Origin of the sequence: Kitasatospora sp. NPDC059747 (genome assembly GCF_042732955.1) — a bacterium.
Classification (GTDB): domain Bacteria; phylum Actinomycetota; class Actinomycetes; order Streptomycetales; family Streptomycetaceae; genus Kitasatospora.
The window spans coordinates 45,234-71,912 of record NZ_JBHWGV010000014.1 but is presented as its reverse complement, the minus strand read 5'-3'; the positions used below and the strand labels follow the sequence as shown (position 1 = coordinate 71,912).

At 71.0% G+C, this 26,679-nt stretch carries 23 protein-coding genes and 1 tRNA gene; 17 read left to right on the top strand and 7 right to left on the bottom strand.

What is annotated here, in order from left to right; genetic code table 11:
• The 10 genes from ACFV4G_RS09015 to ACFV4G_RS08970 form a co-directional block, all read left to right on the top strand.
• Window positions 1–1,425 (top strand): sugar ABC transporter ATP-binding protein (locus ACFV4G_RS09015; protein ID WP_380438066.1); only part of this gene is annotated, 1,425 nt, incomplete at its 5' end.
• On the top strand, window positions 1,422–2,429 hold the full coding sequence (locus tag ACFV4G_RS09010; protein WP_380438064.1) for an ABC transporter permease: 1,008 nt from the start codon (window positions 1,422–1,424) through the stop codon (window positions 2,427–2,429). The genes ACFV4G_RS09015 and ACFV4G_RS09010, both read left to right, overlap by 4 nt.
• Before the next feature lie 329 nt (window positions 2,430–2,758).
• Window positions 2,759–3,514, top strand: coding sequence for a response regulator transcription factor (locus ACFV4G_RS09005; protein ID WP_380438115.1), 756 nt, complete (start codon window positions 2,759–2,761; stop codon window positions 3,512–3,514).
• Between the two features lie 2 nt (window positions 3,515–3,516).
• Window positions 3,517–4,284: a sensor histidine kinase gene (locus ACFV4G_RS09000; RefSeq protein ID WP_380438062.1), complete on the top strand. Its 768-nt coding sequence runs from the start codon at window positions 3,517–3,519 to the stop codon at window positions 4,282–4,284.
• Window positions 4,285–4,567: 283 nt separating this feature from the next.
• Window positions 4,568–5,521: a LysR family transcriptional regulator gene (locus tag ACFV4G_RS08995; RefSeq protein ID WP_380438060.1), complete on the top strand. Its 954-nt coding sequence runs from the start codon at window positions 4,568–4,570 to the stop codon at window positions 5,519–5,521.
• 164 nt (window positions 5,522–5,685) lie between these two features.
• A complete protein-coding gene (locus ACFV4G_RS08990; RefSeq protein WP_380438058.1) occupies window positions 5,686–6,864 on the top strand; it encodes a S1 family peptidase in 1,179 nt (392 codons plus the stop codon).
• A gap of 375 nt (window positions 6,865–7,239) precedes the next feature.
• Entirely contained in the window at window positions 7,240–8,334 is a 1,095-nt protein-coding gene (gene chvE / locus ACFV4G_RS08985; protein WP_380438056.1) for a multiple monosaccharide ABC transporter substrate-binding protein, read from the top strand.
• Window positions 8,335–8,434: 100 nt separating this feature from the next.
• On the top strand, window positions 8,435–9,982 hold the full coding sequence (gene mmsA, locus ACFV4G_RS08980) for a multiple monosaccharide ABC transporter ATP-binding protein (RefSeq protein ID WP_380438054.1): 1,548 nt from the start codon (window positions 8,435–8,437) through the stop codon (window positions 9,980–9,982).
• 3 nt (window positions 9,983–9,985) lie between these two features.
• Entirely contained in the window at window positions 9,986–11,221 is a 1,236-nt protein-coding gene (gene mmsB, locus ACFV4G_RS08975; RefSeq protein WP_380438052.1) for a multiple monosaccharide ABC transporter permease, read from the top strand.
• A gap of 165 nt (window positions 11,222–11,386) precedes the next feature.
• Window positions 11,387–13,780, top strand: a complete 2,394-nt coding sequence (locus ACFV4G_RS08970) for an ATP-binding protein (RefSeq protein WP_380438050.1) — start codon at window positions 11,387–11,389, stop codon at window positions 13,778–13,780.
• Window positions 13,781–13,791: 11 nt separating this feature from the next.
• Here the strand turns inward: ACFV4G_RS08970 and ACFV4G_RS08965 are convergent, their stop codons facing one another.
• The 5 genes from ACFV4G_RS08965 to ACFV4G_RS08945 all read right to left on the bottom strand — a co-directional run bounded on the left by ACFV4G_RS08965 (window position 13,792) and on the right by ACFV4G_RS08945 (window position 18,343).
• Window positions 13,792–14,241: a barstar family protein gene (locus ACFV4G_RS08965; protein WP_380438048.1), complete on the bottom strand. Its 450-nt coding sequence runs from the start codon at window positions 14,239–14,241 to the stop codon at window positions 13,792–13,794.
• 113 nt (window positions 14,242–14,354) lie between these two features.
• On the bottom strand, window positions 14,355–15,020 hold the full coding sequence (locus ACFV4G_RS08960) for a hypothetical protein (RefSeq protein WP_380438046.1): 666 nt from the start codon (window positions 15,018–15,020) through the stop codon (window positions 14,355–14,357).
• Window positions 15,021–15,243: 223 nt separating this feature from the next.
• Entirely contained in the window at window positions 15,244–15,606 is a 363-nt protein-coding gene (locus tag ACFV4G_RS08955) for a DUF1304 domain-containing protein (protein WP_380438044.1), read from the bottom strand.
• A gap of 104 nt (window positions 15,607–15,710) precedes the next feature.
• Window positions 15,711–16,106, bottom strand: a complete 396-nt coding sequence (locus ACFV4G_RS08950; protein WP_380438042.1) for a winged helix-turn-helix transcriptional regulator — start codon at window positions 16,104–16,106, stop codon at window positions 15,711–15,713.
• 200 nt (window positions 16,107–16,306) lie between these two features.
• Complete coding sequence (locus ACFV4G_RS08945; RefSeq protein ID WP_380438040.1) at window positions 16,307–18,343, bottom strand: radical SAM protein; 2,037 nt, start codon at window positions 18,341–18,343, stop codon at window positions 16,307–16,309.
• A 336-nt stretch (window positions 18,344–18,679) separates the two neighbouring features.
• On the opposite strand from ACFV4G_RS08945, the gene ACFV4G_RS08940 reads away from it, so the two are divergent.
• Complete coding sequence (locus ACFV4G_RS08940) at window positions 18,680–19,804, top strand: LLM class flavin-dependent oxidoreductase (protein WP_380438038.1); 1,125 nt, start codon at window positions 18,680–18,682, stop codon at window positions 19,802–19,804.
• Between the two features lie 160 nt (window positions 19,805–19,964).
• Here the strand turns inward: ACFV4G_RS08940 and ACFV4G_RS08935 are convergent, their stop codons facing one another.
• Window positions 19,965–20,378 carry an SsgA family sporulation/cell division regulator gene (locus ACFV4G_RS08935; RefSeq protein ID WP_030056266.1) on the bottom strand — a complete coding sequence of 138 codons (414 nt, stop codon included), beginning with the start codon at window positions 20,376–20,378 and terminating at the stop codon, window positions 19,965–19,967.
• 195 nt (window positions 20,379–20,573) lie between these two features.
• Between ACFV4G_RS08935 and ACFV4G_RS08930 the strand changes: the two genes are divergently transcribed.
• A complete protein-coding gene (locus tag ACFV4G_RS08930; protein ID WP_380438036.1) occupies window positions 20,574–21,044 on the top strand; it encodes a TIGR02611 family protein in 471 nt (156 codons plus the stop codon).
• Window positions 21,045–21,122: 78 nt separating this feature from the next.
• Window positions 21,123–21,194, top strand: a tRNA-Val gene (locus ACFV4G_RS08925).
• 65 nt (window positions 21,195–21,259) lie between these two features.
• On the opposite strand, the gene ACFV4G_RS08920 is transcribed toward ACFV4G_RS08925, so the two are convergent.
• Window positions 21,260–22,027, bottom strand: a complete 768-nt coding sequence (locus ACFV4G_RS08920) for an exonuclease domain-containing protein (RefSeq protein ID WP_380438034.1) — start codon at window positions 22,025–22,027, stop codon at window positions 21,260–21,262.
• A gap of 140 nt (window positions 22,028–22,167) precedes the next feature.
• On the opposite strand from ACFV4G_RS08920, the gene ACFV4G_RS08915 reads away from it, so the two are divergent.
• From ACFV4G_RS08915 to ACFV4G_RS08900, 4 genes are all read left to right on the top strand, one after another.
• The gene (locus ACFV4G_RS08915; RefSeq protein WP_359973248.1) at window positions 22,168–22,722 is read left to right on the top strand and encodes a DUF4365 domain-containing protein; all 555 of its coding nucleotides are present in this window, start codon (window positions 22,168–22,170) and stop codon (window positions 22,720–22,722) included.
• 32 nt (window positions 22,723–22,754) lie between these two features.
• The gene (locus ACFV4G_RS08910; RefSeq protein WP_380438032.1) at window positions 22,755–23,921 is read left to right on the top strand and encodes a hypothetical protein; all 1,167 of its coding nucleotides are present in this window, start codon (window positions 22,755–22,757) and stop codon (window positions 23,919–23,921) included.
• Window positions 23,922–24,017: 96 nt separating this feature from the next.
• The gene (thrS, locus tag ACFV4G_RS08905; RefSeq protein ID WP_380438030.1) at window positions 24,018–25,997 is read left to right on the top strand and encodes a threonine--tRNA ligase; all 1,980 of its coding nucleotides are present in this window, start codon (window positions 24,018–24,020) and stop codon (window positions 25,995–25,997) included.
• Window positions 25,998–26,080: 83 nt separating this feature from the next.
• Window positions 26,081–26,641, top strand: a complete 561-nt coding sequence (locus tag ACFV4G_RS08900) for an HIT family protein (protein ID WP_380438028.1) — start codon at window positions 26,081–26,083, stop codon at window positions 26,639–26,641.
• Window positions 26,642–26,679 lie beyond the last annotated feature (38 nt).

Here is a 26,679-nt window from a genome sequence, read left to right as displayed (position 1 = left end):
GGGCGGGGCACTCCCCCCGGGGGGGGGGGGCGGCCCCCCCCCGCCCCCCCCCCCGCCGGGGAGGTCCTGATCGCGGACCGGCCCCTCCAGCCGGGCCGCCCCGACCACGCGAAGGCCCTCGGCGTCAGCCTCGTGGCCCAGGAGTTCCCCCTGGTCGGACGGCTGAGCGTGGCCGAGAACCTATTGCTCGGCCGACGCACCCGCGCCAGGCAGGGTGCGGGGACGCTGTGCGGGGCCCTGTTCGACCGCGCCGGCACCCGGCGCGAGGCCCGTGAACTGCTGGCGGAGATCGGCGTCGAGGGCGTCGACGTCGACCGGTCCGTGGAGCGGCTGCCCGTCCCGCTGCGGCAGATGATCGAGATCGCCAAGGCCTGGGGCAACCGGCCGCTCGTCCTGATCCTGGACGAGCCGACCTCCTCGCTCGGGCCGGTCGAGGCCGGAAAGGTCCTCGCCCTCGCGCGGCGACACGCCGCGGACGGCGGCGCGGTGCTGTTCATCGGCCACCGTCTGGACGAGGTGCGGGACATCGCCGACCGCGTGCTCGTGCTGCGCGGCGGAAGCCTGGTCGCCGACCTCGGCCCGGCCGAGGCGACCGAGGCGCGGATGATCCGCGAGATGGTCGGCGGCGAACTCGCCCGGGAGACCACCGCGCCGGCCGTCCCGGCGACGGCCCGCACCGTCCTGACCGCACGGGGGCTCACCGCGGACGGTCTCGGCCCGCTCGACCTGGAACTTCGGGCCGGCGAGATCGTCGGCGTGGCCGGGCTGATGGGCTCCGGCCGCAGCCGGCTGCTGCACACCCTGATGGGTGCGCAACCCCGCACGGGCGGCGAGGTCGAGTTGGCCGGCCGCCGCTTCCGCCCGCGCCACCCGGCCGACGCCGTCGCCGCGGGCGTCGGCCTGGTGCCGGAGGACCGCAAGGAGCAGTCCCTGCTGTTGTCGCACCCGGTGCGCTGGAACGCCACCCTCGCCACGTTGCGGCGCGACTCCTGGCACGGCGTGCTCACCCCCGGCGGCGACCGTGCACGCTCACAACGGATCGTCGACGGCCTGGGAGTCCGGCTGCACAGCCAGGAGCAGCCGATCGGCGACCTGTCCGGCGGCAACCAGCAGAAGGTCGTGTTCGGCCGGTGGCTGCACGCCGCCCCCGACGTCCTGCTGCTCGACGAGCCCACCCGCGGCGTGGACGTGGGGGCCAAGGCCGAGATCTACCGGCTCGTCGACCGGGCCGCGGCGGACGGTCTGGCCGTCCTGGCCGCCTCGTCCGAACTGGAGGAACTGCTCAGGATCTGCCACCGGATCCTGGTGATGGCCCACGGACGGATCGTCGCCGACCTGCCCCGCGATCGGTTCGGCAAGGAACGCATCATGACGGCGGCCACCAGTCGGCCGCAGCCGTCGGCGAGCACGGAGGGACACGCATGACCACCGAGACCGCCCCCGCCCGCGAGGAGGCGCCCGCACCGGCCCGGAACCGGCTGCGCGTCCTGGTCGACACGCCCGAAGTGGGAGTCGTCCTCGCCTGCGTCGCCGTGTTCGCGGCGCTCGCGCTGGCCCGGGACACCTTCGCGAGCGCGGTCAACCTCCAGGGCATGGGCGCCGACCTGGCCCAGTACGGACTGATCGCGATCGGCGAATCGCTCGTCATCCTGACCGGCGGAATCGACCTGTCGGTGGGCGCCCTGCTGGGCACCAGCGTGATCCTCATGTCCTGGTTCGACGTCCGGGCCGGCCTGCCCGCCGGTGTGGCGGTCCTGGCGACCCTGGCCGTCGCCGGACTGGTCGGGCTGCTCCACGGCCTGGCCGTCACCCGGCTGCGGATGCCGCCGTTCGTCGTCACGCTGGTCACGTACACGGTGGCGCAGGGCGTGACCCTGGCGATCACGTCCGGGACCTCCATCGTCGGCATCTCCCCCTTCTTCGGCGACGTCGGCCAGAGCTACCTGGCCCAGATCCCGGTGCCGCTGGTGCTGTTCGCGGTGGTGACCGCCGCCGCGTGGTTCTTCCTGGAGCGCACCTACGCGGGACGGCAGGTCTACGCGGTCGGCGGCAACCCCGAGGCGGCCAGGCTGGCCGGCATCCGCGGCGGCCGGCGGGTGGTGTCGATGTACGTGGCTTCCTCCCTCGTGTCGGCCTTCGCCGGAATGCTCGTGCTGGGCCGGATGGGGGTCGGTTCCGCCAGCGGTGTCGGCGTCGGCTGGGAGCTCTCGGCGATCGCGGCCGCGGTCATCGGCGGGGTCAGCCTGACCGGGGGGCAGGGCCGCGTCGTGGGCATCGTCGCCGGTGCCGTCCTGCTGGAGCTGTTCAACAACGGACTGACCACCCTCCAGATCAACTCCAACTACACCAACATCGTGCTCGGTTGCGTGCTCGGCCTGGCCATCACGGCCGACCGCCTGCGCGCCGGACACGTGGCGAGGCGCTCCTGAACCTGCCCCGGACCGCCGACGGCCCCCGGCGTTCTCCGGGCGTCCCGGCGCACCCCCGCCCAGGCCCGGCGGGGGTTTCGCCGTGTTCGCGGAGCGAAGCACCCCAGTCCACGGGCTGAGCGCTCGCACCACGCACGGGTGCCGCCGGGCCGGCAGGCCCGGTACCCCGCCCCAGCGGCACCGTCCCCCAGGCACCGTACCCCGGGCCCTGTACCCCAGGCCCCGCACCCCAGGCCCTGTACCCCAGGCCCCGCACCCCAGGCCCTGTACCCCAGGCCCCGGGCCCCGGACCCCGGGCTGGATGTTTGCGTTAACATTCAACTAGCGTGATGCCGTCAGCGCCGGACAGCACCCTGGGGCCAGCACCTGTGTATTCCACCGTTTCCACATTCCGGCCGCGCGTCCTCATCGCGGAGGACGACAACGGAGCCGCGGACATGCTCACCACCGGCTTGCGGTTCCTCGGATTCGATCCGCATGCCGTGGCGTCCGGCGAGCAATGCCTGACGCTGGGCCTGGCGCGGATGCACGACATCATCCTGCTCGACGTCCTGCTGCCCGATCTGGACGGCTTCGAAGTCTGCGACCGGCTACGGAAATCCGACGTGCAGACCCCCGTGGTGTTCCTCAGTGCACGGACCTCGGTGGGCGAAAGGATCCACGGCCTCACGCTGGGCGGTGACGACTACGTCACCAAGCCCTTCGACCTGAACGAGGTCGCCGCGCGGCTCCACGCATTGCTGCGCCGTTCACTCGACTACACCGCCCCGCGCCGCCTGAAGGCGGGCGGCGTCGAAATCGACCGCAAGAGCCACGACGTCTGGCTGCACGGAGTGCCCGTCCGGCTGACGGCCACGGAATTCCTGCTGCTGCGGTACCTCATGGAGCACCCCGAGGAAGTGGTGACCAAGGCGGACATCCTCACCAACGTCTGGGGCCACGGCTTCGAACGCGACACCGGCGTCGTGGAGACGTACATCTACTACCTCCGGCGGAAGCTCGGCGACACCGGCCAGACACTCATACGCACGGTGCGCGGCGTCGGTTACGCGCTCCGCGCCGACCACGCCCGGCAAGCGGAGTGACGGTGACGACGCCGTCCGAAGCGTCCGGAGACGAAGGCCGGCGGGGAAGGCGGCCCGACGAGGAGCTGCGCGACCTCCTGGCCACCGTCAGCCACGAGCTGCGCGCACCGCTCACCACGATCGCCGGCTACGCCCAACTGGGCCTCCTGGGCGGGCTGGACGACCACCAGGCCCTCCGCCGGGCCATGGCGAGGGTGCAGGCGGAAGCCCATCGGATGACCGCCCTCGTCGACGAGTTGCTGCTGTTCTCCACCCTGGGAGAGCGGCGGCCCCTGGAACGCGTCGCCGTCGACCTGGCCGAACTCTGTACCGAGCTGGTGGCGGACACCCGGGTGAGCCACCCGGACCGGCCGGTCTCCTGCGTCATCGACGAGGGGCGTCACCTGGTCCAGGGAGACCCGCACCGCCTCCGGCAGGTGCTGAGCAACCTCCTCGTCAATGTGCACCATCACACACCCCCGGGCACGCGCACGACGGTGAGGCTGCGTCACGAGGCGCACTGGGCCTGCATCGACGTGGCCGACGACGGACCCGGGATTCCCCCGGCCCTCCATGACCGCGTCTTCGAGCCCTTCTTCCGCGCCCACGGCTCACCGGCCGGCCACGAGGACGGGAACGGGCCCCACGGGGCGGCCCCCGGCAGCGGGCTCGGTCTGAGCCTGGTCGCGGCCTTGGTCGACGCCCACGGCGGCACCGTGCGGATCGAGCCGTCCGAACGCGGCGCGCGGTTCACCGTTCGACTGCCGGCCCGGCCGCCGATCGAATCCTGAGGTGATTCTGATCGAACTCTGAGATTAATCCCCGCCCGCCCGTGATGTAATCGGTTCGCGGACACAACGCAGGGGCTCTTCCGGTCACGCCGGTTCCATTCCCGCATTCCCCCCGGGCTGGAAAGGCATGGCAGCCGTCTTCCCCCGGACGGCGACCGGAAGAGCCTTGCCGCGTTCCTGAAATCCCCCCAGTGGCCCGGAATTGAGACTTCGGTCCCGCCCTCCGAATCTTCACCCGGAGGATTCACGTCCCTCCATTTCCCTGCCGTATAGTTCTGCGGCCATGGAGTTGGAGTTTCGTCATCTCAGGATGATCCGGGCCATCGGCGATGCCGGCAGCGTCACCAAGGCGGCGGACCGTCTCGGACTCGCCCAATCGGCGCTTTCCACCCAGCTGAAACGCATCGAGAACGCCCTCGGCGGCCGGCTCTTCGAGCGCGGCAGAGAGGGTGTGCGGCCGACCGCACTGGGCGTCCTGGTGCTGGAGCGCAGCCAGGTGCTCCTGCCCGCCATGCGCCAACTGCAGGAAGATGCCGTCCGCTTCGCGAACACGGCGCGCGAGACGGGCGGCCTGCGCGTGGGAGCGACCCACGGGCCGCTCCTGGGTGCCCTGGTCGACCGCCTGGCGGCGGCCAGGCCCGAGATGGCGTTGAGCACCCAATCGTCCAGCTCGACATCGGACTTGGTGAGCCGGGCAGTGGAAGGGCGGCTGGACCTCGTGCTGACCGGGCTCTGCGGGCACCAGAAGGTGATGGGCGACGAACGGCTGGAGTGGCGGGAGGTCGCCGTCGACCCGGTGTTCGCCGTACTCTCCCAGGACCATCCGCTGGCGCGGGCACGTGAACTGGACCTCGGGCAACTCGCGGGTGAGCGCTGGGCGTTGCCGCCCGGGGGCGGCTGTTTCACGGAGTGCTTCGCGGCCGCCTGCGTGCGGGCGGGCTTCCTGCCCCCGCCGGTCTACGAGGCCGATGCGGCCTCGTGCCTCCACCTCGTCCGGACGGGCCGGGCCGTGTCCCTGTGCCGGGCGACGTTCCCGCCGACCGACGGGGTGGTGACGGTTCCGCTGGATCCGCCGGAGCTGAGCTGGCGCCAGGTGATCGGCTGGGTGCCGTACTCGCCGACGTGGGGACTCGCGGACGAGGTGGTCGGCCACGCCAGGGCGGTGCACGCGGACGCCGCGGCGCTGAATCCGGCGTATGCGGCATGGCTGCGACGAAGGGCCCGCCTGGCACCCTGACCCGACGTGGCCCCGCCTTCACCGGCCGTCGAATTCACCGGCCCGTCGAATTCACCGGTCCGCCGGGAAGGTCCATAACGCCGACGCAGGGGGTCTTTGACATGTCCCGAACGTATGCATCCGCACCTTAGAGTTCCGGCAACCCCCACTCCGAGGAGACCCCAATGCTCCGACTCCGCGCGGCCGTTGCCGCGTGCTCCCTGACGGCCGTGGCCCTGGTCGCCACCGTGGCGCCGGCGGGCGCCCACCCGAACGGGACCGCGATAGCCGCCGCCCTGGCGGCCCCTCAGGGCGGTGCGGCCCCGCCCGCCGCACCCCTGCTCCGGGCACTCCAGCGCGACCTCGGCCTCAACCCCCAGGAGGCCGGCGCCCGTCTAGCCCACGAAGCCCGCGCCGCCTCGGTGCAGCAAGCGCTCCAGCAGGCGCTCGGCGAACGCTGGGCGGGCGCCTGGGTCGGCGGGTCCGACGCCACCCTCACCGTCGCCACCACCGACGCCTCCGCGGCCCGCGAGATCACCGCCCACGGCGGCAGCGCCACCGTCGTCCGGCACAGCCTCGCCGCACTCGACGGCGCGAAGGACGCACTCGACCGTGCCGCGGGCAGCACCACTCCCGAGGCATCCCCCCTCTGGTACGTGGACGTCGCCGCGAACACCGTCGTCGTCCAGTCCACCGACACCGGCCGCACCGAGGCGTTCCTCCGCGAGGCAGGTGTCGACCGCGCCCTCGTCCGGGTGGAGCCGGCCTCCGACTCCCCCGCGCCGCTGGCGGACCTGCGCGGCGGCGACGCCTACTTCATCGACAGCGCGGCCCGTTGCTCGATCGGCTTCCCGGTCACCTCGAACGGCCAGCCCGGCTTCGTCAGCGCCGGCCACTGCGGCCAGGCCGGCTCCAGCGCCGCCGCCCCGGACGGCTCCTCCATCGGCACCTTCCAGGGCTCGACGTTCCCCGGCAACGACTACTCGTGGGTCCAGGCCGATTCGAGCTGGACGGCCCAGCCGCAGGTGAACAACTACGCGGGCGGCACGGTGACGGTCTCCGGATCCGCGGTCGCCCCCATCGGCTCCTCGGTCTGCCGGTCGGGCTCCACCACGGGCTGGCACTGCGGCACCGTGCGACAGTACAACGCCACCGTCAACTACTCCGAGGGCTCGGTCTCCGGGCTCACCCGCACCACCGTGTGCGCCGAGCCCGGCGACTCCGGCGGCTCGTTCATCTCGGGCAGCCAGGCGCAGGGCGTCACCTCCGGCGGCTCCGGCAACTGCACCTCCGGCGGCACGACCTACTTCCAGCCCGTCAACCCGATCCTCCAGGCCTACGGCCTCTCCCTGGCCACCGGCTGACCGCCCCTCCGAGCGGGGGGGCCCCCCCCCCCCGCCCGCGGGGGGGGGGCGGGCACTCTTTTGAGGCCCGCTTTGAGGCCCGCGCGAAACCAAGCATTCACCTAAAATTCACACCCCGGCCATCCGGACAACTCTCCCTCCAGCAGTGGGCGTTCACACGGAGCGGCCAACGGGGCACTGCGATCCAACGGTGATCCGGAGCCCCTTGACGCCACCGTTGTGAGCGTTAACACTACATTTCACGCCAGGCCGGAGCCCTGCGGATCCACTTCCCTCGGCACGAGGACCGCTCCCGGCCGGCTCCCGCTCGACCGCGCCCGGCCGCCCGGCTGCCGGGCGGCGCCGTGCCGGTCGCGGAACATCACTGGAGGAACTGTGCGGAAGCTTTCAGCGGGCCTCGTCGCCGCGGGTCTCGCCCTCTCCCTGGCAGCCTGTGGCCAGAGCGCCAACGGCGTCGGTGACGGCGCGGGCAAGGGCGACGCCAAGGGCGGTCTCGTCGGCATCGCCATGCCGACCAAGTCGTCGGAACGCTGGATCAACGACGGCGACAACATGGTCAAGGAGTTCCAGGCCAAGGGCTACAAGACCGACCTCCAGTACGGCGACAACGTGGTGGAGAACCAGGTCTCCCAGGTGGAGAACATGATCACCAAGGGCGCCAAGCTGCTCGTGATCGCCGCCATCGACGGCTCCTCGCTCACCAACGTGCTGCAGAAGGCCGCCGACGCGCACATCCCGGTCATCTCCTACGACCGGCTGATCCGCGGCACGAAGAACGTCGACTACTACGCGACCTTCGACAACTACAAGGTCGGCGTCCTCCAGGGCGGCTACATCGTCGACAAGCTCGGGCTCAAGGACGGCAAGGGCCCGTTCAACATCGAGCTGTTCGCGGGCTCGCCGGACGACAACAACGCCACGTTCTTCTTCAACGGCGCGATGAGCGTGCTCAAGCCGTACATCGACCAGAAGAAGCTGGTCGTGCAGAGCGGCCAGACCGACTTCAACCAGGTCGCCACGCTGCGCTGGGACGGCGGTCTCGCGCAGTCCAGGATGGACAACCTCCTGAGCAAGGCCTACACCTCCGCCCACCTCGACGCCGTGCTCTCGCCGTACGACGGCATCTCGATCGGCATCCTCTCCTCGCTCAAGGGCGTCGGCTACGGCACCGCCAAGTCCCTGCCCGTGGTCACGGGCCAGGACGCCGAGCTGGCCTCGGTGAAGTCGATCATCGCGGGCGAGCAGACCCAGACCGTCTACAAGGACACCCGCCAGCTGGCCAAGGCCGCCGCCCAGATGGGCGACGCGGTGCTGACCGGAGGGAAGCCCGAGGTCAACGACACCAGCCAGTACGACAACGGCGCCAAGACCGTCCCGGCGCAGCTGCTCCAGCCGGTGAGCGTCGACAAGGACAACTACCGGCAGGTCCTGGTGGACAGCGGCCAGTACACCGCCGACCAGCTGAAGTAGTCCGGCGGGCCCGCCCGGCGGGCCCGGCTCCCGACCGGCGGTGCGGGGCCGGAGAACCCGTGGCCACCGCACCGCCCCCGAACGATACGGAAGCACAACCATGGCTGGACCCGTTCTCGAAATGCGGTCGATCAGCAAGTCGTTCCCCGGCGTCAAGGCACTCTCCGAGGTCAACCTGGCCGTCGGCGCGGGCGAGGTGCACGCCGTCTGCGGCGAGAACGGCGCCGGCAAGTCCACCCTGATGAAGGTGCTCAGCGGCGTCTACCCGCACGGCGACTACGAGGGCGAGATCCTCTTCGAGGGCGAGCCCTGCCGGTTCAAGGACATCCGGGCCAGCGAGCAGCGCGGCATCGTCATCATCCACCAGGAACTGGCCCTGGTGCCGTACCTGTCCATCGCCGAGAACGTCTTCCTGGGCAACGAGCACGCCACCCGGGGCATCATCAGCTGGCACCGGACGCTCACCCACGCCGCCGACCTGCTGCGGCAGGTCGGCCTGGACGAGAGCCCGCACACCAGGGTCGCCGACCTCGGTGTGGGCAAGCAGCAGCTGGTCGAGATCGCCAAGGCCCTGGCCAAGAAGGTCAAGCTGCTCATCCTGGACGAGCCGACCGCCGCGCTGAACGACGAGGACAGCCGCAAGCTGCTCGACCTGATCCTCGAACTCAAGGCCCAGGGCATCTCCTGCATCATCATCTCGCACAAGCTGAACGAGATCGCCCGGGTCGCGGACGCCGTGACCATCCTGCGCGACGGGCGGACCATCGAGACCATCGGGATCGGCCCCGGGGGCATCTCCGAGGACCGGATCATCCGCGGCATGGTCGGCCGCGACCTGGAGCACCGCTACCCCGAGCGGACCCCCGACATCGGAGAGGTCGCCTTCGAGGTCGAGGACTGGAGCGTCCGGCACCCGATCGACCAGCAGCGGATGGTGGTGGACGGCGCCTCGCTGACCGTGCGGCGCGGTGAGATCGTCGGCATCGCCGGCCTGATGGGCGCCGGCCGCACCGAACTGGCGATGAGCGTCTTCGGCCGCTCGTACGGGCGGTGGGCCGCCGGCCGGGTACGGCTGCACGGCCGGGAGATCCGTACCCGGACGGTGCCCGAGGCGATCGCGCACGGCATCGCGTACGTCACCGAGGACCGCAAGCACTTCGGCCTCAACCTCATCGACGACATCAGCCGGAACATCTCGCTGAGCGCGCTCGGAAAGGTCTCCAGGAACGGCCGGGTCGACCGGCACGAGGAGGCGAAGGTCGCCGAATCGTTCCGGCGCACCATGAACATCAAGGCCCCGACGGTGTTCACCCGGACCGGCACGCTCAGCGGCGGCAACCAGCAGAAGGTCGTCCTCAGCAAGTGGATCTTCGCCGAGCCGGAGGTCCTCATCCTCGACGAGCCCACCCGGGGCATCGACATCGGTGCGAAGGCGGAGATCTACACCGTCATCGCCGAGCTGGCCGCCGAGGGCAAGGCCGTGCTCGTCATCTCGTCCGAACTCCCCGAACTCCTGGGCCTGTGCGACCGGATCTACACCATGGCCGAAGGCCGGATCACCGGTGAGGTGGCCCGGGCCGACGCCACCCAGGAATCCCTCATGCGGCTCATGACCATGAGCGCCGCATCCAGCAACGAGCAGGTGTGAGGCATGGCCCCGACCGAGATCATCCCGGATTCGTCCCCGAAGGCACCGCAGGCCGGTCCCGGCCCCTCCCTCGGCGGCGTGCTGGCCCGCGCGCTGCGCGGCAACGTGCGCCAGTACGGCATGCTGGTCGCCCTCGCGCTGATCGTGCTGCTGTTCCAGGTCTGGACGGACGGCATCCTGCTCCAGCCGCTCAACATCACCAACCTGATCCAGCAGAACGGCTACATCCTCATCCTGGCGATCGGGATGATGATCGTCATCATCGCCGGGCACATCGACCTCTCGGTCGGTTCGCTGGCCGCCTTCGTCGGGGCCGCGGCCGCGGTGATGATGGTCAAGCACCACGTGCCGTGGCCGGTGGCCATGCTGGCCGCGCTGGTGGTCGGCGCCCTCGCCGGCGCCTGGCAGGGCTTCTGGATCGCCTACCTCGGCATCCCGTCCTTCATCGTCACCCTGGCGGGCATGCTGCTGTTCCGCGGCGGCACCCAGATCCTGCTGCAGGGCCAGTCGGTCGCGCCGTTCCCCAAGGGCTTCCAGAGCATCAGCAGCGGCTTCCTCCCCGAGGTCGGCCCGCACACCAACTACCACAACCTCACCCTGCTGCTGGGCCTCGCGGTACTGGCCGTCGCCGTCCTCCAGGAGGTGCGCGGCCGCCGCCAGACCGCCTCGTACGGGCTGGAGGTGCTTCCGCTCGGGCTGTTCCTGGCCAAGCTCGCCGTGATCACGGCGGCCGTGCTCGTGTTCACCTTGCTACTGGCCAGCTACCACGGTGTGCCGATCGTCCTGCTGATCCTCGGCGCCCTGCTGGTCGGTTTCGGCTACCTGATGCGCAACTCGATCATCGGGCGGCACACCTACGCCATCGGCGGCAACGAGGCCGCGGCCAAGCTGTCCGGGGTGAAGAGCAAGCGGGTCGTCTTCCTCGCCTTCACCAACATGGGCGTCCTCGCGGCGCTCGCCGGGCTGGTCTTCGCCGCGCGGCTCAACGCCGGCACCCCGCAGGCCGGCATCAACTTCGAGCTGGAGGCGATCGCCGCCGCCTTCATCGGCGGCGCCTCCGCCAGCGGCGGCGTGGGCACCGTGATGGGCGCGATCATCGGCGGCCTGGTGCTCGGCGTGCTGAACAACGGCATGTCGCTGGTCGGTGTCGGCACCGACTACCAGCAGGTGATCAAGGGCCTGGTGCTGCTCGCGGCGGTGGGCTTCGACGTCTACAACAAGCGCCGGGCCGGTTCCTGACCCGGGCCGGGGGCGAGAGGGCGGGCGCGGTGTTCCCACACCGCGCCCGCCCTGCCACGTGTCCGTAACGCGGCGGGAACGTGGCAGGTCGGGCCCCGGTGCAGACTGGCTCCGGATCCGCACGGGAGAGAGTTCCGGATCCGCGCAGGAGAGAGGCAGACCAGGGTGATCGCTGCTGAGCAGGGAAACCTGCCCGCCCCCTTCACCGGCTTCGTGGGCAGGCATCGGGAGATCGACGAGATCCGCCGTCTGCTGGACACCCGGCGGTTGGTCACGCTCACGGGCATGGGCGGTGTGGGCAAGACGCGGCTGGCACTGGAGGTGTCCGCCACGGTCCGTGCGGCCTTCCCGGACGGGGTCTGGCTGGTGGACCTCGCTCCGGTGAACGGTGCCTCCGCCGTGGCGGCCGTGGCGTCGAGCGCGCTGCGGGTACCCGACCTCGGCGCCCTGCCCGCACTGGACCGGCTCGCCGGCTACCTGGCCGAACGGCGGGCCCTGCTGGTGCTCGACAACTGCGAGCACCTCATCGACTCCTGCGCCGAGCTGGCCACCACGCTCCTGGCCGCCGCTCCCGAACTGCGCATCCTCGCCACCAGCCGGCACACCCTGGACGTCCGGGGCGAGCAGGTGTTCGCGCTCACACCGCTCCCGGAGGACGAGGCCGTGGAACTCCTGCGGGACCGCGCCACCGCCGTCCGACCGGACTTCCGCGCCGACGAGGCCGACCGCCCCGGGCTCGCCCGCCTGTGCGCGGACCTGGACGGGCTGCCACTGGCGATCGAACTGGCCGCGTCCCGCCTGCGCACGCTCACCGTCGGACAGCTGACAGACCGGCTGGAGAACCGCTTCGCTCTGCTCACCGGCGGCAGCAGGACGGGCCCGGCCCACCACCGCACGCTGCGCGGAGTGATCGACTGGAGCCACGAGCTGTGCACCCCGGCCGAGCGGCTGCTGTGGGACCGGCTGACCGTCTTCGCCGGAGGGTTCAGCCTGGAGGCCGCCGAGGTCGTCTGCTCCGGCGACGGCATCGCCGAGGCCGAGGTGCTGGACCTCCTCGACCGGCTGGTCGCCCAGTCCGTCGTCCTGACCTACGAGCGCGACGGCCTGCCGCGCTACCGGCTACTGTCGACCATCCGGGAGTACGGCCGCGAGCGGCTCGCGGAGTCCGGCGAGCAGGACGAACTGCGCTGCCGGCACCGCGACTTCTTCCTCGCCCTCGCCCTCGACGTCGACCGGACGTGGTACGGGCCGGGCCAGGCCGAGAAGCTGGCCAGGCTGCGCGCCGAGCACACCAACCTGCTCGCCGCCCTCGACCACGACGGCGATCCGCGGCCCCGGTTCGCCCTGGTCGCCGCCCTGTGCTGGCACTGGTGCACCGGCGGCTTCCTCAGCGAGGGGCGCCGCCAGTTCGAGCGGGCCCTCGCCGCCTCCGCCGAGCCCAGCCACGAGCGGGCCCGCGCGCTCCTCTCCGCCGTCTGGGTGGCGCAGACCCAGGGCGACCTGGCGACGGCCGACCGCTGGCTGGACGAAGCCGACGCGCTGGGCGCGTCCTTGGACGACCCGTGGGTCCGGAACCAGGCGAGCGGCCTGCGTGGGGTTTCGGCCCACTACCGGGGGCGGCCGGACGAGAGCATCTGCCGGTACGAGCGGGCCCGGAGCACCGCGACGGAGCTGGGCGACGAGCGCGAGGCCGCCTCCTGGCTGATCGCGCTGGCGGGTGTCCAGGCGTACGCCGACGACCCCCGGGCAGCGGAGACCGGGGGTCTGGTCATCACCGCCGCCGAGGCGAGCGGTGAGCGGTGGGGGCGGGCCCAGGTGCAGATGGCCCTCGGCCACCACGCCTGGGACCGCGGCGACCGGGAGCGGACCGAGGCCCTGGTCAGGGCCGCGCTGGAGAGCATGCGGGGTTTCCACGACCACGCGATGCTCGCCAGGATGCTGGAGCTGCTCGCCTGGGCCGCTGCCGCCGGCGGCACCCCCGAGCGGGCTGCCCGGCTGCTCGGGGCGGCGGACGCCCGGTGGCGCGACGCCGGCAGCTCGATCGCGGCCTTCGGACCGCAGCTGGCCGAACAGCACGCGCGGTGCGAGCGGGCCCTGATCGATGCGCTGGGCGAAGCGCCGTACGCGAAGGCCTTCGCCGACGGCGGCGCGCACAGCACCCCCTGCCAGGCGGTCGGCTTCGCCCTGGCCACCGCCGACACCGACGGCGGCACCGAGCCCGGGGACGACGCCCCGACCGTCCCCGAGGCACCGGGCCACCGGGGGCCGGGCAGCGGCGCGCTCCGCTTCGGCGACCTGGTGTACTGCCCCGCGTCACTCGAGGTGTACCGGGACGGAGAGCGCGTCCACCTCACCACCACCGAGCTGAAGCTGTGGCGCGAGTTCGTCGCCTCCCCCGGTACGGTGCTCACCCGGGAGATCCTGCTGGAGCGGGCCTGGGGCTACGCCTGGTCCGGTGACACCCACGTGGTGGACGTCCAGGTGATGCGGCTGCGCGCCAAGATCGGCCGCGACCGCATCGAAACGGTCCGCGGCTTCGGCTACAAGCTGCGCGGCTGAACGCGGCTGAGCTACGCGTCCGGCGCCAGGAGTTCGGTCACCAATCCGACCGCCGCCAGGCGCCGCCCCAGGTCGGACAGTTGCTCCGGCGCGTCGTCGAGGAGCAGGAGCAGGGCCGGCTCACCATCGGCAGCGGCGACGTCCGCGTGGCCAGCGAGGATGCCCATGAAGACGCCCAGGGCCGCCGGTTCGTCGGCCAGGAGGGCACCGGCCTCCCGGACGACGACGGTCGCCGGCGCAGGCGCCCCGCCGGTCGTGCCGGCCCTCGACACCACGTCCCGCAGGCAGTCGTAGAAGGCGTCCCAGTTGCAGCGGAAGTAGCCCGGGAAGCCGAGTGCGGCCGCCCATTCGGCGAACATGCCCTGACTGGTGCGGCAACGGGAGCCGTCGACGGACCTCCACGTCGCACTGGACGGCTCATGATCCGTCAGCGATCGGATCCAGACTGCGGTGTCGGTCATCCCATCATCTCTCTCTGGTACGGCGGGGCAGAGGTGCAGTGGTGCGGCGCGGCGGGGAGGTGCGGCGGAAACGCTCCCGGATTCCGCCGCACCTCCCCTGTTGGCCGGAGGGCCTACCAGCGGCCCAGGTAGTGGAACGTGTTGTAGTGGTCGAACGTCACGTAGACGTTGCCGCTGTTCGGGTTGCGGACGATCCGCCGGGCGTTGCGGCCCCCCGGGGGGTTCGCCTGCGTGTAGACGTCCATGTCGTATTCCACGTAGGGGGCCCTGTTCGCGGACTGGCCGTACCCCTGGGTGGCCCAAGCCTGCGCGCCACCGACGCCATGCGCTCGCTCCTCGGCCGTGAGGTTGCCGCCGTAGTCGTTGAACGTGCCGCCGTAGTAGATGAACCGGTCCGCGCTGTAGTTCGGCTCGAAGTACGCGTACCACGTGCCGCCGTAAACCTGGGCGGGCCACCCGTGACCCCACTGCGGGGAGAGGTCACGGTAGCCGAACGTGGTGTTGCCCCAGTCGATGTTGTAGTTGGCCCAGAACGCCGTCGCGCTGTTGGCGTCCTGCCAGTCCCCCCAGTTCACGCCGTTCGGAGGGTTGCGTTCCTGCCAGCAGTTCTGCGGGCAGTAGACCGGCTGCGGCACGACCGCGTTCGCGGTCGAGACGGCACCGCCCATGAGGGCGAGCACCATACCTGCGACGATCATGGCGCGGCGGCGCTTCGAGGTGCCGGGCTTCTTCGGGCGTCCCGCGTCGGGCGCGGGTGCCGGGTCAAGAGCGGTGGACAACACGTGCTCCTTGGCTGTTCGGGGTGACCGGGGGCTATTCGCCCCGGTGCCCCCAAGGAAATCGGTCGCCCGTATCAGTGGGTTCTCGGTCGGATCACAGCCGCCCGGCGGGCGGAACTGACACCTGGTCGTGAGAAATGTGGTCGCGAGAAAGCCGGAGGGGTGCCTCTCGGGAGAGGCACCCCTCGGTGGACGGTCGTTCGGATGTTCAGTGAGCGGGGATTCAGCGGGCCAGGAGCACCAGGACCAGCACGACCAGCGCCGGCACGGTCTGCACGAAGAGGATCTTCCGGGAGGACGTCACGGCGCCGAACACGCCGGCGACGGCGACGCAGGACGCGAAGAACACCCGCACCTGGAACCCGACCGGGTCGCCGGCGAAGGCGCCCCAGAGCAGTCCGGCCGCCAGGAAGCCGTTGTACAGGCCCTGGTTGGCGGCCATCGCCTTGGTCGAGACCGCGAACTCCTCGGTCGTCCCGAAAGAGGCCCGGGCCCGGGGAGTGGTCCACAGGAACATCTCCAGGACCAGGATGTAGACGTGCAGGAGGGCGAGCGCGACAACCGCAATCACGGCAACTGTGGACATACCGGGCATCCTACGCTGCCGCGGCGAGCACCTGACCGGCTGCGAGGCGAACGCGCCCCCGCAGTCAAAAGTGACGCACAATCAGGCCGATGAGGGCCCATCAATTACCCTGATACTGAAGCACCTTGGTCTTCGTGGCCGAGCGCTCTCCGGTCGTACTCCACCTGGTGCTCCCGGATCGCGTCCGTGTGGGCGACGGTCCAGGCGTACAACTCGCCGAACGGTTCCCGCAGGGACTCCCCGAGTGGTGTCAGCGAGTACTCGACCCCGACCGGCGAGGTCGGCAGCACGCGGCGCGTGATCATCCCGTTGCGCTCCAGCCGGCGCAGGGTCTGGGTCAGGACCCGCTGGGTCACGCCGTCGATGCGGCGCTTGATCTCGTTGAACCGTCTGGGCTCGTCGAGGACCGCCATGACCGTCATCGACCACTTGTCGGTGAGCTGGTCGAGGATCGCGCGGCAGGCGCCGTCGGAGCGGTAAACGGGTCGTTCGGTGGTCATGGTCCCCCAACGTTCACGGGACACCGCAGCAGCCTTGCACAAAGCGCGGGTGTGCAAGGCTGCGCGTGATGTGCGTGATGTGCGTGATACGCAAGATGCACCCGATGCGCGCGATGCACCTGATGTGACCATGATGTTCGCGATAACAAAGTGCTGTCAATCCCAGCGCCCGGAGTCCCCCTCACCCGGGTGCACGCCGGCTACGCGACGGCCGGCAGCGGGTCCGGCAGGGCGAACAGCAGGTCGTGCAGCGGCCGGCCGGTGCCGTGCCAGATGGACAGTGCGTAGACACTGATCGGGAAGTCGACCCAGCGCGAAGGCGGCCACACCGTGCCGCGCACGATGGTCCCCTGGTTGCTCGCGTCGAGACCCGACGGCACGTCACCGGACTCGACGAGCAGGTCCCACCCCCGCCTCGGGACGGCGAACTCCGCCTCGGCGAGGTCACCGCGCAGACTCGCGCGCAGGATCGTCGTCGCCGCGATGTCGAGCGTCAGCGCGCTGTCGACCAGAGCCCGGTCGACCTCGTGCCCGGAGCCGGCCAGCCAGGCGCACAGGTGGTCGACCGCCGCGTCGAGCAGGTCCGCGGTGGCGCGTTCGGTGCGGACGGCGCGGCACAACAGCGCCTGGTAGTGCACCTCTTCGGGCACGACGGCCTGGCTGCCGATGATCGTCTTGAGCAGCGCCACGTCCAGGACGGACGGATCCCGGTAGACCGCGGAGACGTCGCGGGCGACGGCGCGCATGAACGGGTCGGCACAGTGCTCCAGCATGAACGTCCAGAGTTGCTGGCACAGTTCGACCATGCGAACGCCCGTGGTCGAGTGCAGGACGCGCAACGCGCAGCGCAGCAGGATCTTCTGGAACAGCGTCATGGACACCCGGAACTCCATGCCCCGCACCCACTCCTCGGTGGTCATCGCGGAGTGTCCGATGACGACGTCGGCGACGAGTTCGGGGTTGGTGATGTCGGCGGGCATCCAGCGCGTCTTCAGCTGCTGCTCGTCCTTGAAGGCCTCGCGCGAGTAGTCGGTGTTGTTGAGCAGCAGCAGGGGGTAGATGACCGGGGATCCGCCGGCGCTGAGCACCTCCTCGATGCCGTCGAGGTACGTGGCGAACGTCTCGCCGGGCAGGCCCCAGATCAGGTCGGTGTAGGTGGGGATGTCGAGTTCGCGGAAGCGGGACAGCAGCCGGCGGTAGTGGTTGGTGCGGATGTTGGCCCGGTTGGCGATCTTCAGCACGTCGGCGTCGAAGGACTGGGCGGACAGCGTGATCGCACCGGTCAGGTCGGCGGCGTGCAGCATGCTCGCGATCTCGACGATCCGGTCGTTGCTGTTCTTCGCCCAGTTTGTGCTGATGATCAGCCGCTTGTCGTAGCGCTCGCAGAGTTCGACGATGCGCTCGGCGATCTCCCGGTCGCGGGCCAGGATGCCGAAGTTCGCGTCCGCGATGAACAGCGTCGCGTCCACGGGCATCAGCCGGATCAGCCGGTCCAACTCCGCGAAGATCCGTTCCAGGTCGAACTGGCGGACCTTGGAGTTGGTCGCGCCGCCCCAGTAGCAGAACGCGCAGCCGTACGGGCAGCCGCGGTTGGTCTCGTAGACGATCATGGACGAGCCGGTGATCTCCTCGTCGGAGTAGACCGGCGTGAGGATCGGCGAGACGACCTGTTCGAGGTCGGTGATGCGGTCCGCGTCCAGGTTGGTGACGACGGCGCCGTCGGACCAGTAGCTGATGCCGGGCACCGCGGCGAGGTCCCCGTCGGTCAGGAAGGTGTGCAGCAGGTCGCGGAAGCGCAGTTCGCCCTCGCCGTGCACCAGCACGTCCAGCCAGGGCGCCTCGGCGAACAGGGGCTCCTGCTGGTAGCTGACGTCGTTGCCGCCGACCACGACGCGGCAGTCCGGCCAGCGTTCCTTCACCTGGCGGGCGAGCTCCAGGGACTGGGCGCGGTTCCAGAAGAACACGGTCAGCGCGACGACGAACGGCTCGTCCCAGGTGTCGAGCAGTTCCTTCGTCGCCTGCTCACCGCCGCTCTGCTCGCGCACGCTGATCCGGAAGTCGCAGGCCGCGTCGAGGGCGGGGTCGGCCATCGCGGTCGCCTTCAGGTACCCGAGGGTGACGCTGTACCGGACCCCCTGCATGGCGGTGAACTCGACGAGCTGGACGGATCTCCGCCGGTCGGGCGCCGGCTGCCCGCCGGCGTCGGCAGCAGCGTGTGTGTCGATGGTGGAGGTCATGGCTACACATCCATAGAAGTCGTTCATGATGGACATTGCGCGCCGGAACGACCCGCTCGTGCGCCCATGGAGACCACACCCGTGTTCCTCCGCCGTTCACGTCGGCGTAAGGCCACGGCCGCATAAGCCGCCAGCGGATGCCAACATTTCCAGCCCCGAATAGCGACGTCAATAACGCACTCCCAGCACCGTAGGTATCTCCGAGGATACCGGGGGATTTGAGCTTTATTTGAGCCCCGATCCCGAATGCTGGTCGTTATTGACGACCCTGGTGGCCCGATGTAGCGTCAGCGGCGAAACACCCGGTGGCGTGCCGACAGGCCCCGGAGTGATCGGGTGACGAACCCCCGAGATTCATCTGGTGGAAATCCGGCTGCTATAGGGAGTGTGGTATCGGTGCGCTTCGGGCTTTCTTTTCTTCCCGACTGTACGCCGGAGACGAAATCTCCGCAGGACTATTTCAGCGACGCGCTGGAGTTGTCGGTCCGGGCGGAGGCGGGCGGTCTGGATTCGGTGAAGATGACCGAGCACTATCTCCACCACTACGGCGGCTACTGCCCCAGCCCGCTGGGCTTCCTGTCCGCGGTGGCCGCCCGGACGGACACGGTCAGGCTCATCACCGGATGCGTCCTCCCGGTCTTCCACCACCCCATCCAGCTGGCGGCGGACGCCGCCCAGCTGGACGCGATCAGCGGCGGCCGGCTCGACGTGGGATTCGCCCGGGCATACCTGCCGGACGAGTTCGACTCGCTCGGCGTACCGATGGACGAGAGCGTCGACCGCTACCGCGAGACCATCCGCGCGGTGCGGCGGATCTGGACCGAGGAGAAGGTCAGCGAAGAGACGCCCTTCTTCTCCTACCGCGACGTGACCGGCCGGCCCCGGCCCACCCAACAGCCGCATCCGCCGATGTGGGGCGCCGCGGTGCGCACGCCGGAGAGCTTCACCTGGCTGGGCACCGAGGGGCTGGGGCTGCTGATCACGCCGATGATCTCGCCGCACGAGTTCCGCGACCAGCTGACCCTCTACCGCGACGCCTTCGAGGCGGCGCACGGCGCCTCCGGGCTGCGGCCCCGGGTCGCGGCCAGCCTGCCGCTGGTGGTCGCGGAGACCGACGAGCGTGCGGAGGAGATCGCCGAGACCTACCTGCGGCGCTACCTGGACGTCTGGGCGGAGGCCGTGAGCCCGTGGGACCGGCGGGAGTCCTCGGCCTACCGCGGCTACTCCGGCTTCGGCTGGATGCTGCGCGGGCTGCAGCCCTCCAAGCTCTACACCGAAGGCGGCGCGATCGCCGGCTCGCCGGCCACGGTCATCGACCGCATCCGCGCCTTCAACGACCACATCGGCGGCGTCGACGAGATCCTCTGGCAGATCGATTTCGGCGCGATGCCGCTCCCCGAAGCTCGGCAGACCCTGGAGCTCTTCTGTGACCAGGTTCTGCCGGAGGTGAAAGCACTCTGACCGTCGGTGCCGGCCCGCATTGTGGGAGCGGGCCGGCACCGGCCCCGAGGCCGCGTCGTGCGCGGCTGAGTCTGCTGCCGTGCCCCCGAGTAGGACGGCTGCGATGACGGCAGGGGGTGCGGCCCCGCCGTCGGCGGGGCGTGACCGCCTCCGGGCGGGATCAGCTTTCGGCGAGGATGTGGGACAGCTCCCGGTCGAGGTCGAAGTGGCGGTGTTCGGTGCCGGGGGGCACCGCGGCGTCCGTCCGCTTGAGGAACGACTCAAGCGCCCGGGCAGGGGCCTCCAGCAGGGCTTCTCCTTCCGGAGAGCTCAGCGCGATGCAGACCACCCCTTGCCCGTGGCTGCGCGACGGCCACACCCGGACGTCGCCGGTACCGGTGGGTCGGTGCAGCCCCTCCGCGAGGAGATCTCGGGCGAACACCCACTCCACGGTCTCGTCGGCGCCCGTGTGGAACGTGGCGTGCACGGCGTAGGGGTCGGCGGTGTCGTAGCGCAGGCCCGCGGGGACGGGCAGTGAGGACTCGCTGGACACGATGAGGCGCAGGTGCAGCTCGCAGCTGACCGTGGTGTTCATAAGCGCCATGGCCTTTCGCTCAGTGTGCGCTCGGGGAATCGCACGTCGGCGAACGGACCATCCCACCTCCAAGCCCGATGTAAACCCCTCTGTCCCGATTCGGGGCCGAGTCGTACCCCTTACGGCGCATTGCGGAATCTTCCCCGAGTGCCCCTGCCCGGCATTACCGGGCCGCTTCTCGGTTACTTTCCTGGCATGACTGTGCGAAACGACAAGACCGGCGGGAACACGGGAACGGGTGAATCGATCATGTCGAACGGCACGGCCGGCGGGACGGCCCCCGAAGGCGGCCGGGCGCCCGGCTCACGGGCTCCCGCGTTCATCCGCCGTTCCCGTCCGCTCCACCTCGCCTGGCGGGCGGTGATCTTCCTGGCCGGCCTCGCCGTCGTCGTCCTCGGCGTGGTCATGCTGCCGCTGCCCGGTCCCGGCTGGGTGGTGATCTTCCTGGGCATGGGGGTGTGGGCCACCGAGTTCGCCTGGGCCCAACTGGCCCTGCGGTGGACCCGCCGCAAGGTCAACGAGGCCGCCCGGCGCGCCCTGGACCCGCGGGTCCGCCGGCGGAACCTGACGCTCACCGCCCTCGGCCTGGCCGCGCTCGTCGGGGTCGGCGGCTGGTACTTCGCGCGCTACGGCCTGACCGTCCCCTGGACGGCGGACGAGAGCTGAGCCGATCCGGGGAGCGGCCCCCGCCGGGCGGCGTGTTCGGACCACCCTCCGGGATGCGGTAATGTTTTCCCTGCACCCGGGCGATTAGCTCAGCGGGAGAGCACTTCGTTCACACCGAAGGGGTCACTGGTTCGATCCCAGTATCGCCCACCGGACAGCACGCAGGCCCTGATCGGGATACCGGTCAGGGCCTGCGGCGCGTTCGGAGCCGGCCGCTACGCCGCCGCCTCGCAGCCGTGCTCCGGCTCCAAGCGCCTGCCGCAGCCGCACCTGGCCGGCCGGAGCGGCCAGGACAGGTCCACCCGCTCCGGCGTCCCGGACCGGTCGAACCAGTTCTGCAGCCCCCGCGCCTGCGCCGCGTGCCAGATCGCCTGACGCAGGTGCAGCTCGGCCGCCGTGAGCCCGCCCAGCGCCGCCGGGTAGCGGGAACCGATCGTCCGCGTCAGCGCCAGCGCCGCCGAGGCGTCCGCCGCCGCGTCGTGCGCGCCGGCCAGCTCGACGCCGTAGTGCGCGCACAGGTCGGTCAGCGTCCGGCGGCCCTTGCGGTAGCGGTCCACGTGCTTGTCCAGCACCCGCGGATCCAGCACCACCAGTCCGGCCGCGCCCAGCCCGCCCGTCAGCGGGAGGCCGTGATGGCGGCGCAACTCCCGGTCCAGCAGCGTCAGGTCGTAGGGCGCGTTCATCACCACCACCGGCCGCCCGGCCCTGGCCTGCGCGGCCAGGGCCCGGGTTATCTCCGCCACGACGGCGCGGGCCGGACGGCCGTGCGCGCGCACGTGGTCGTCGGTGATGCCGTGCACCGCCCGGGCGCCGTCCGGGATCGGGACCCCCGGATCGGCCAGCCAGGTCTCGGTCTGCACGGGTGCGCCCGGGGCGAGTTGGACGACCAGGGCGGCCGAGACGATCCGGTCGTGCTCGACGTCCACGCCGGTGGTCTCGGTGTCGAAGGAGGCGAGTGGGCCGGTGTACCAGTAGTGCTGCATGACTGCCCCTCAGACGTGCGGTCCGCACTCCGGTGATACCCGGTTCTGACGCCCGCTCAACCGTTTGGCGCAGGCCGGGCCGGGGATCCTGGCCTTGGGCCGCTCCCGGGGGTGGCGGGCCCGGGGGGAGGCTAGGGGCGATGGCGCTGACACAGCCGCAGCCCGACGAGGCGGCGGCGGTCCTGCGGGGGAACCTCGCGGTGACGGCCTGCATGGAGACGCTGCAGGTCGGCTACCTGCACGCGGTCGCCGCGGCGGCCGGCTGCTCGCTCTCCCAGCCCTTCCCGGACAACGGCATCGACTGGCAGGTCAGCCACGGCTCCCGGGCGCACGAGGTCGACGACGAGGTCACCATCAAGATCCAGCTCAAGGCGACCCAGCAGATCGCGCCCGACCCGGCCGGGCCGTTCTTCAGCTTCACCCTGGACAACGACCACCTGCGCAAGCTCGCCCGGGCCCGCGTCGCGGTGCCCCGGATCCTCGTCGTCATGCTGCTGCCGCGCCGGGTCGACCACTGGCTGGCGGCCCGGCCGGACGCGCTCGAACTGCGGCACTGCTGCTACTGGGTCAACCTGGCCGGCCACCCCGTCACCGGGCAGCGCCGCACCAACGTCCGGGTGCCCACCACGAAGGTCTTCGACGACCGCGCGCTGTGCGACATCATGGCCAGGGTCGGCGCGGGCGGCAGCCCGTGACGGCCCGGCCCCGGCCGGGAGGAGCCGCACCCATGACACCACCCCACGCACCGGGCGAGCCCGACGGTGTCCTGCCCGGCGGCGGCCTGCCCGACCCGGCCACCGTCGACCCCGCGGTGCTCGCCACCCTGCTCGCCCGGCACGGCTGGGTGCGGCGCGGCGGCCCCGCCGCCCGGTACGGCCGCTGGACGCCCCCGGACGACGACCCCGGCACCAGCCTGCTCGTCCCCGCCGGCGACGGCTTCGATGACGCGGTCGACCTCCTCACCGACGCCGTCACCGCCCTGTCCCGCTCGCACAGCCCCTCTGCCCGCTCGATCCTGCTCGCCCTCTCCGTGCCCGGCGACGAACTGCGCTGGCACCGCGACGTGCCCGGACCGGCCGGCACCGCGCCCTGGGAGGACGCCGAACGGCTCGGCCGGGCGGCCCGCGCCATGCTCGCCGCCGGGGCCAAGGCCGGACGGACCAGGGCCGCCTACTTCGGCGCCCGGCTGGACACCTGGGCCGACGACTTCCTGGACCGCGTCCTGGTCGTCGAACAGGGCGCCGGCCTCACCGCCTACACCCCCGCCCCCGAGGGGCGCGCCGCCGTCACCACCCTCGTCCGCGCGCTGGAGGCACTGCGCGACGCCGTCGACTACCGGCGGGTCAGCGGCGGGCCCGAGGCCTTCGAGAACGCCGTCCAGGCCGGGGTCAGTCGCGAGCTCGTGCAGTCCGTCGAGGAACTCGTGCGCGGCGCGACCGCCGCGCGGCTCGCGGTCGCCTGGTCGGCCGCCGCCGGCACACCGGGCGGCTTCGGCGAGCGCCGCGTCGTCCTCGACTTCTCGCCCGGCGACCTGCCCGCCCTCGCCGAGGCCGCCGAACTCCTGGAGCGCATCGAGCCCGCCGTCGCCGTCACCGTCGTCGGCGTCGTCGTCCGCCTCAAGCGCGCCGACCCGACCGGCCCCGGCACCGTCCGTCTGCGGATCCTCGGCGGCGCCGAGGTCCGCGAGCTCAAGGTCCGGCTGCCCGACCCCGACTACCGGCTCGCCGCCGAGGCCCACCTCGCGGGCGTCCCGGTGCGGGTCGCGGGCCGGCTGGAGAGCCGCGGCGGCTTCCGCCGGCTCACCCGGCCGCAGGGCCTTGAGCTGTGCGGATGGGACGAGGGCGACCGAGAGCGGCTGCTCAAGGGACTGACGGACGGGGGAGAAGGCGGCTAGATCGCCGTCGGTGGACGGTGGGGGCGGCGCTCTCGGTACCATCGTCACGCGCAGCGCAGTGTTGCGTCCTCTAATCCAGCACGTCAGGAGAGACCGGTGACGGACGTCCGGGTAATCATCAACCGCGAACCCGATCGGGAAGAGCGCGTGGTGACCACGGGCACTACGGCCGCCGAGCTCTTCGCCGACGACCGTTCGATCATCGCCGCCCGCGTCGGCGGCCAGCTCAAGGACCTCGCCTACGCCGTCCAGGACGGCGACGAGGTCGAGCCGGTCGCGATCGGCAGCAAGGACGGCCTGGACATCCTGCGCCACTCCACCGCGCACGTCATGGCGCAGGCCGTGCAGCAGCTCTTCCCCGAGGCCAAGCTCGGCATCGGCCCGCCGGTCAAGGACGGCTTCTACTACGACTTCGACGTCGAGAAGCCCTTCCACCCCGATGACCTCAAGGCCATCGAGAAGAAGATGCAGGAGATCATCAAGCGCGGGCAGAAGTTCTCCCGCCGCGTGGTCACCGACGAGTCCGCCCGTGAGGAGCTGGCCGCCGAGCCGTACAAGCTGGAGCTGATCGGCCTCAAGGGCTCCGCCGCCACCGCCGGCGAGGGCGCCGACGTCGAGGTCGGCGCCGGCGAGCTCACCATCTACGACAACCTGGACGCCAAGAGCGGCGACCAGTGCTGGGGCGACCTCTGCCGCGGCCCGCACCTGCCCAGCACCCGGCACATCCCGGCGTTCAAGCTGATGCGCAACGCGGCCGCCTACTGGCGCGGCAGCGAGAAGAACCCCATGCTCCAGCGCATCTACGGGACCGCCTGGCCGAGCAAGGACGAGCTGAAGGCCCACCTCGACTTCCTGATCGAGGCCGAGAAGCGCGACCACCGCAAGCTCGGCAACGAGCTCGACCTCTTCTCCATCCCCGAGGAGATCGGCTCCGGCCTCGCCGTCTTCCACCCCAAGGGCGGCATCATCCGCCGTGCCATGGAGGACTACTCGCGCAAGCGGCACGAGGAAGAGGGCTACGAGTTCGTCTACACCCCGCACGCCACCAAGGGGAAGCTCTTCGAGAAGAGCGGCCACCTCGACTGGTACGCGGACGGCATGTACCCGCCCATGCAGCTCGACGAGGGCGTGGACTACTACCTCAAGCCGATGAACTGCCCGATGCACAACCTGATCTTCGACGCGCGCGGCCGCTCGTACCGTGAACTGCCGCTGCGCCTCTTCGAGTTCGGGACGGTGTACCGGTACGAGAAGTCCGGCGTCGTGCACGGCCTGACCCGGGCCCGCGGCTTCACGCAGGACGACGCGCACATCTACTGCACCCGCGAGCAGATGGCGGAGGAGCTCGACTCCACGCTGACCTTCGTGCTCAACCTGCTCCGCGACTACGGTCTGACCGACTTCTACCTGGAGCTGTCGACCAAGGACCCGGAGAAGTTCGTCGGCAGCGACGAGACCTGGGAGGAGGCCACCCGCGTCCTCGCGGCCGTGGCCGAGAAGCAGGGCCTTCCGCTGGTGCCGGACCCGGGTGGCGCGGCCTTCTACGGCCCGAAGATCTCGGTCCAGGCGAAGGACGCGATCGGCCGCACCTGGCAGATGAGCACCATCCAGCTGGACTTCAACCTGCCGGAGCGCTTCGACCTGGAGTACACCGCGGCGGACGGCTCGCGTCAGCGGCCGGTCATGATCCACCGCGCGCTGTTCGGCTCGATCGAGCGCTTCTTCGCGGTGCTGCTGGAGCACTACGCCGGCGCCATGCCGCCGTGGCTGGCCCCGGTCACCGTGACCGGCATCCCGATCACCGACGAGCACGTCCCGTACCTGCTGGAGGTCGCGGCCGAGCTGAAGAAGCACGGGATCCGGGTCGAGGTCGACACCTCGGACGACCGCATGCAGAAGAAGATCAGGAACGCCCAGAAGAGCAAGGTTCCGTTCATGCTGATCGCCGGCAACGACGACATCGAGGCCGGGGCCGTCTCCTTCCGCTACCGCAACGGCGAGCAGAAGAACGGCGTGCTGGTCGCGGACGCCGTCGCGGAGATCGTGGACGCGGTGAAGAACCGCATCCAGGTGTGACGTCGCAGTCCGGTTGACCTCGACGCGGGGCAGGCTCCTGAGGAGTCTGCCCCGCGCGGCTTTGCAGGGGGCCTCGGGCGAATATGCTGATCAGCATGACGACTGAGCCGGAACTGCAGCGGGGCGTCGGTGAGCCGGACGGCTTCCGCCGCCTGTGGACCCCCCATCGGATGGCGTACATCCAGGGTGAGAACAAGCCCACCGGCCCGGCTCCGGACGACGGTTGCCCGTTCTGCTCGATCCCGTCGCTGAGCGACGAGGACGGGCTGGTCGTCGCGCGCGGCACGTCCGTCTTCGCGGTGCTGAACCTCTACCCGTACAACGGCGGCCACTTGATGGTGGTCCCGTACCGGCACGTCGCGGACTACACCGACCTGGACGAGGCCGAGACCGCCGAGCTGGCCGGGTTCACCAAGAAGGCGATGACCGCGCTGCGGGCCGCCTCCGGCGCGCACGGGTTCAACATCGGGATGAACCAGGGCGCGGCGGCCGGGGCGGGGATCGCGGCGCACCTGCACCAGCACGTGGTGCCACGCTGGGGCGGGGACACCAACTTCATGCCGGTGGTGGGGCACACGAAGGTGCTGCCGCAGCTGCTGGCGGACACCCGCAAGATGCTGGCCGAGGTCTGGCCGCAGGACTGAGCGGACGCGCGTGAGCGGAGGGGGGCGGGGGCCCGCCG

What these genes read in the sequence shown, in the direction of transcription:
- ACFV4G_RS09010 (WP_380438064.1), top strand. Translation starts at nt 1,422, where the DNA reads ATGACCACCGAGACCGCCCCCGCCCGCGAGGAGGCGCCCGCACCGGCC.
- ACFV4G_RS09005 (WP_380438115.1), top strand. Translation starts at nt 2,759, where the DNA reads ATGCCGTCAGCGCCGGACAGCACCCTGGGGCCAGCACCTGTGTATTCC.
- ACFV4G_RS08995 (WP_380438060.1), top strand. Translation starts at nt 4,568, where the DNA reads ATGGAGTTGGAGTTTCGTCATCTCAGGATGATCCGGGCCATCGGCGAT.
- ACFV4G_RS08990 (WP_380438058.1), top strand. Translation starts at nt 5,686, where the DNA reads ATGCTCCGACTCCGCGCGGCCGTTGCCGCGTGCTCCCTGACGGCCGTG.
- mmsA (WP_380438054.1), top strand. Translation starts at nt 8,435, where the DNA reads ATGGCTGGACCCGTTCTCGAAATGCGGTCGATCAGCAAGTCGTTCCCC.
- mmsB (WP_380438052.1), top strand. Translation starts at nt 9,986, where the DNA reads ATGGCCCCGACCGAGATCATCCCGGATTCGTCCCCGAAGGCACCGCAG.
- ACFV4G_RS08965 (WP_380438048.1), bottom strand. Translation starts at nt 14,241, where the DNA reads ATGACCGACACCGCAGTCTGGATCCGATCGCTGACGGATCATGAGCCG.
- ACFV4G_RS08955 (WP_380438044.1), bottom strand. Translation starts at nt 15,606, where the DNA reads ATGTCCACAGTTGCCGTGATTGCGGTTGTCGCGCTCGCCCTCCTGCAC.
- ACFV4G_RS08950 (WP_380438042.1), bottom strand. Translation starts at nt 16,106, where the DNA reads ATGACCACCGAACGACCCGTTTACCGCTCCGACGGCGCCTGCCGCGCG.
- ACFV4G_RS08945 (WP_380438040.1), bottom strand. Translation starts at nt 18,343, where the DNA reads ATGACCTCCACCATCGACACACACGCTGCTGCCGACGCCGGCGGGCAG.
- ACFV4G_RS08935 (WP_030056266.1), bottom strand. Translation starts at nt 20,378, where the DNA reads ATGAACACCACGGTCAGCTGCGAGCTGCACCTGCGCCTCATCGTGTCC.
- ACFV4G_RS08930 (WP_380438036.1), top strand. Translation starts at nt 20,574, where the DNA reads ATGACTGTGCGAAACGACAAGACCGGCGGGAACACGGGAACGGGTGAA.
- ACFV4G_RS08920 (WP_380438034.1), bottom strand. Translation starts at nt 22,027, where the DNA reads ATGCAGCACTACTGGTACACCGGCCCACTCGCCTCCTTCGACACCGAG.
- ACFV4G_RS08915 (WP_359973248.1), top strand. Translation starts at nt 22,168, where the DNA reads ATGGCGCTGACACAGCCGCAGCCCGACGAGGCGGCGGCGGTCCTGCGG.
- ACFV4G_RS08910 (WP_380438032.1), top strand. Translation starts at nt 22,755, where the DNA reads ATGACACCACCCCACGCACCGGGCGAGCCCGACGGTGTCCTGCCCGGC.
- ACFV4G_RS08900 (WP_380438028.1), top strand. Translation starts at nt 26,081, where the DNA reads ATGCTGATCAGCATGACGACTGAGCCGGAACTGCAGCGGGGCGTCGGT.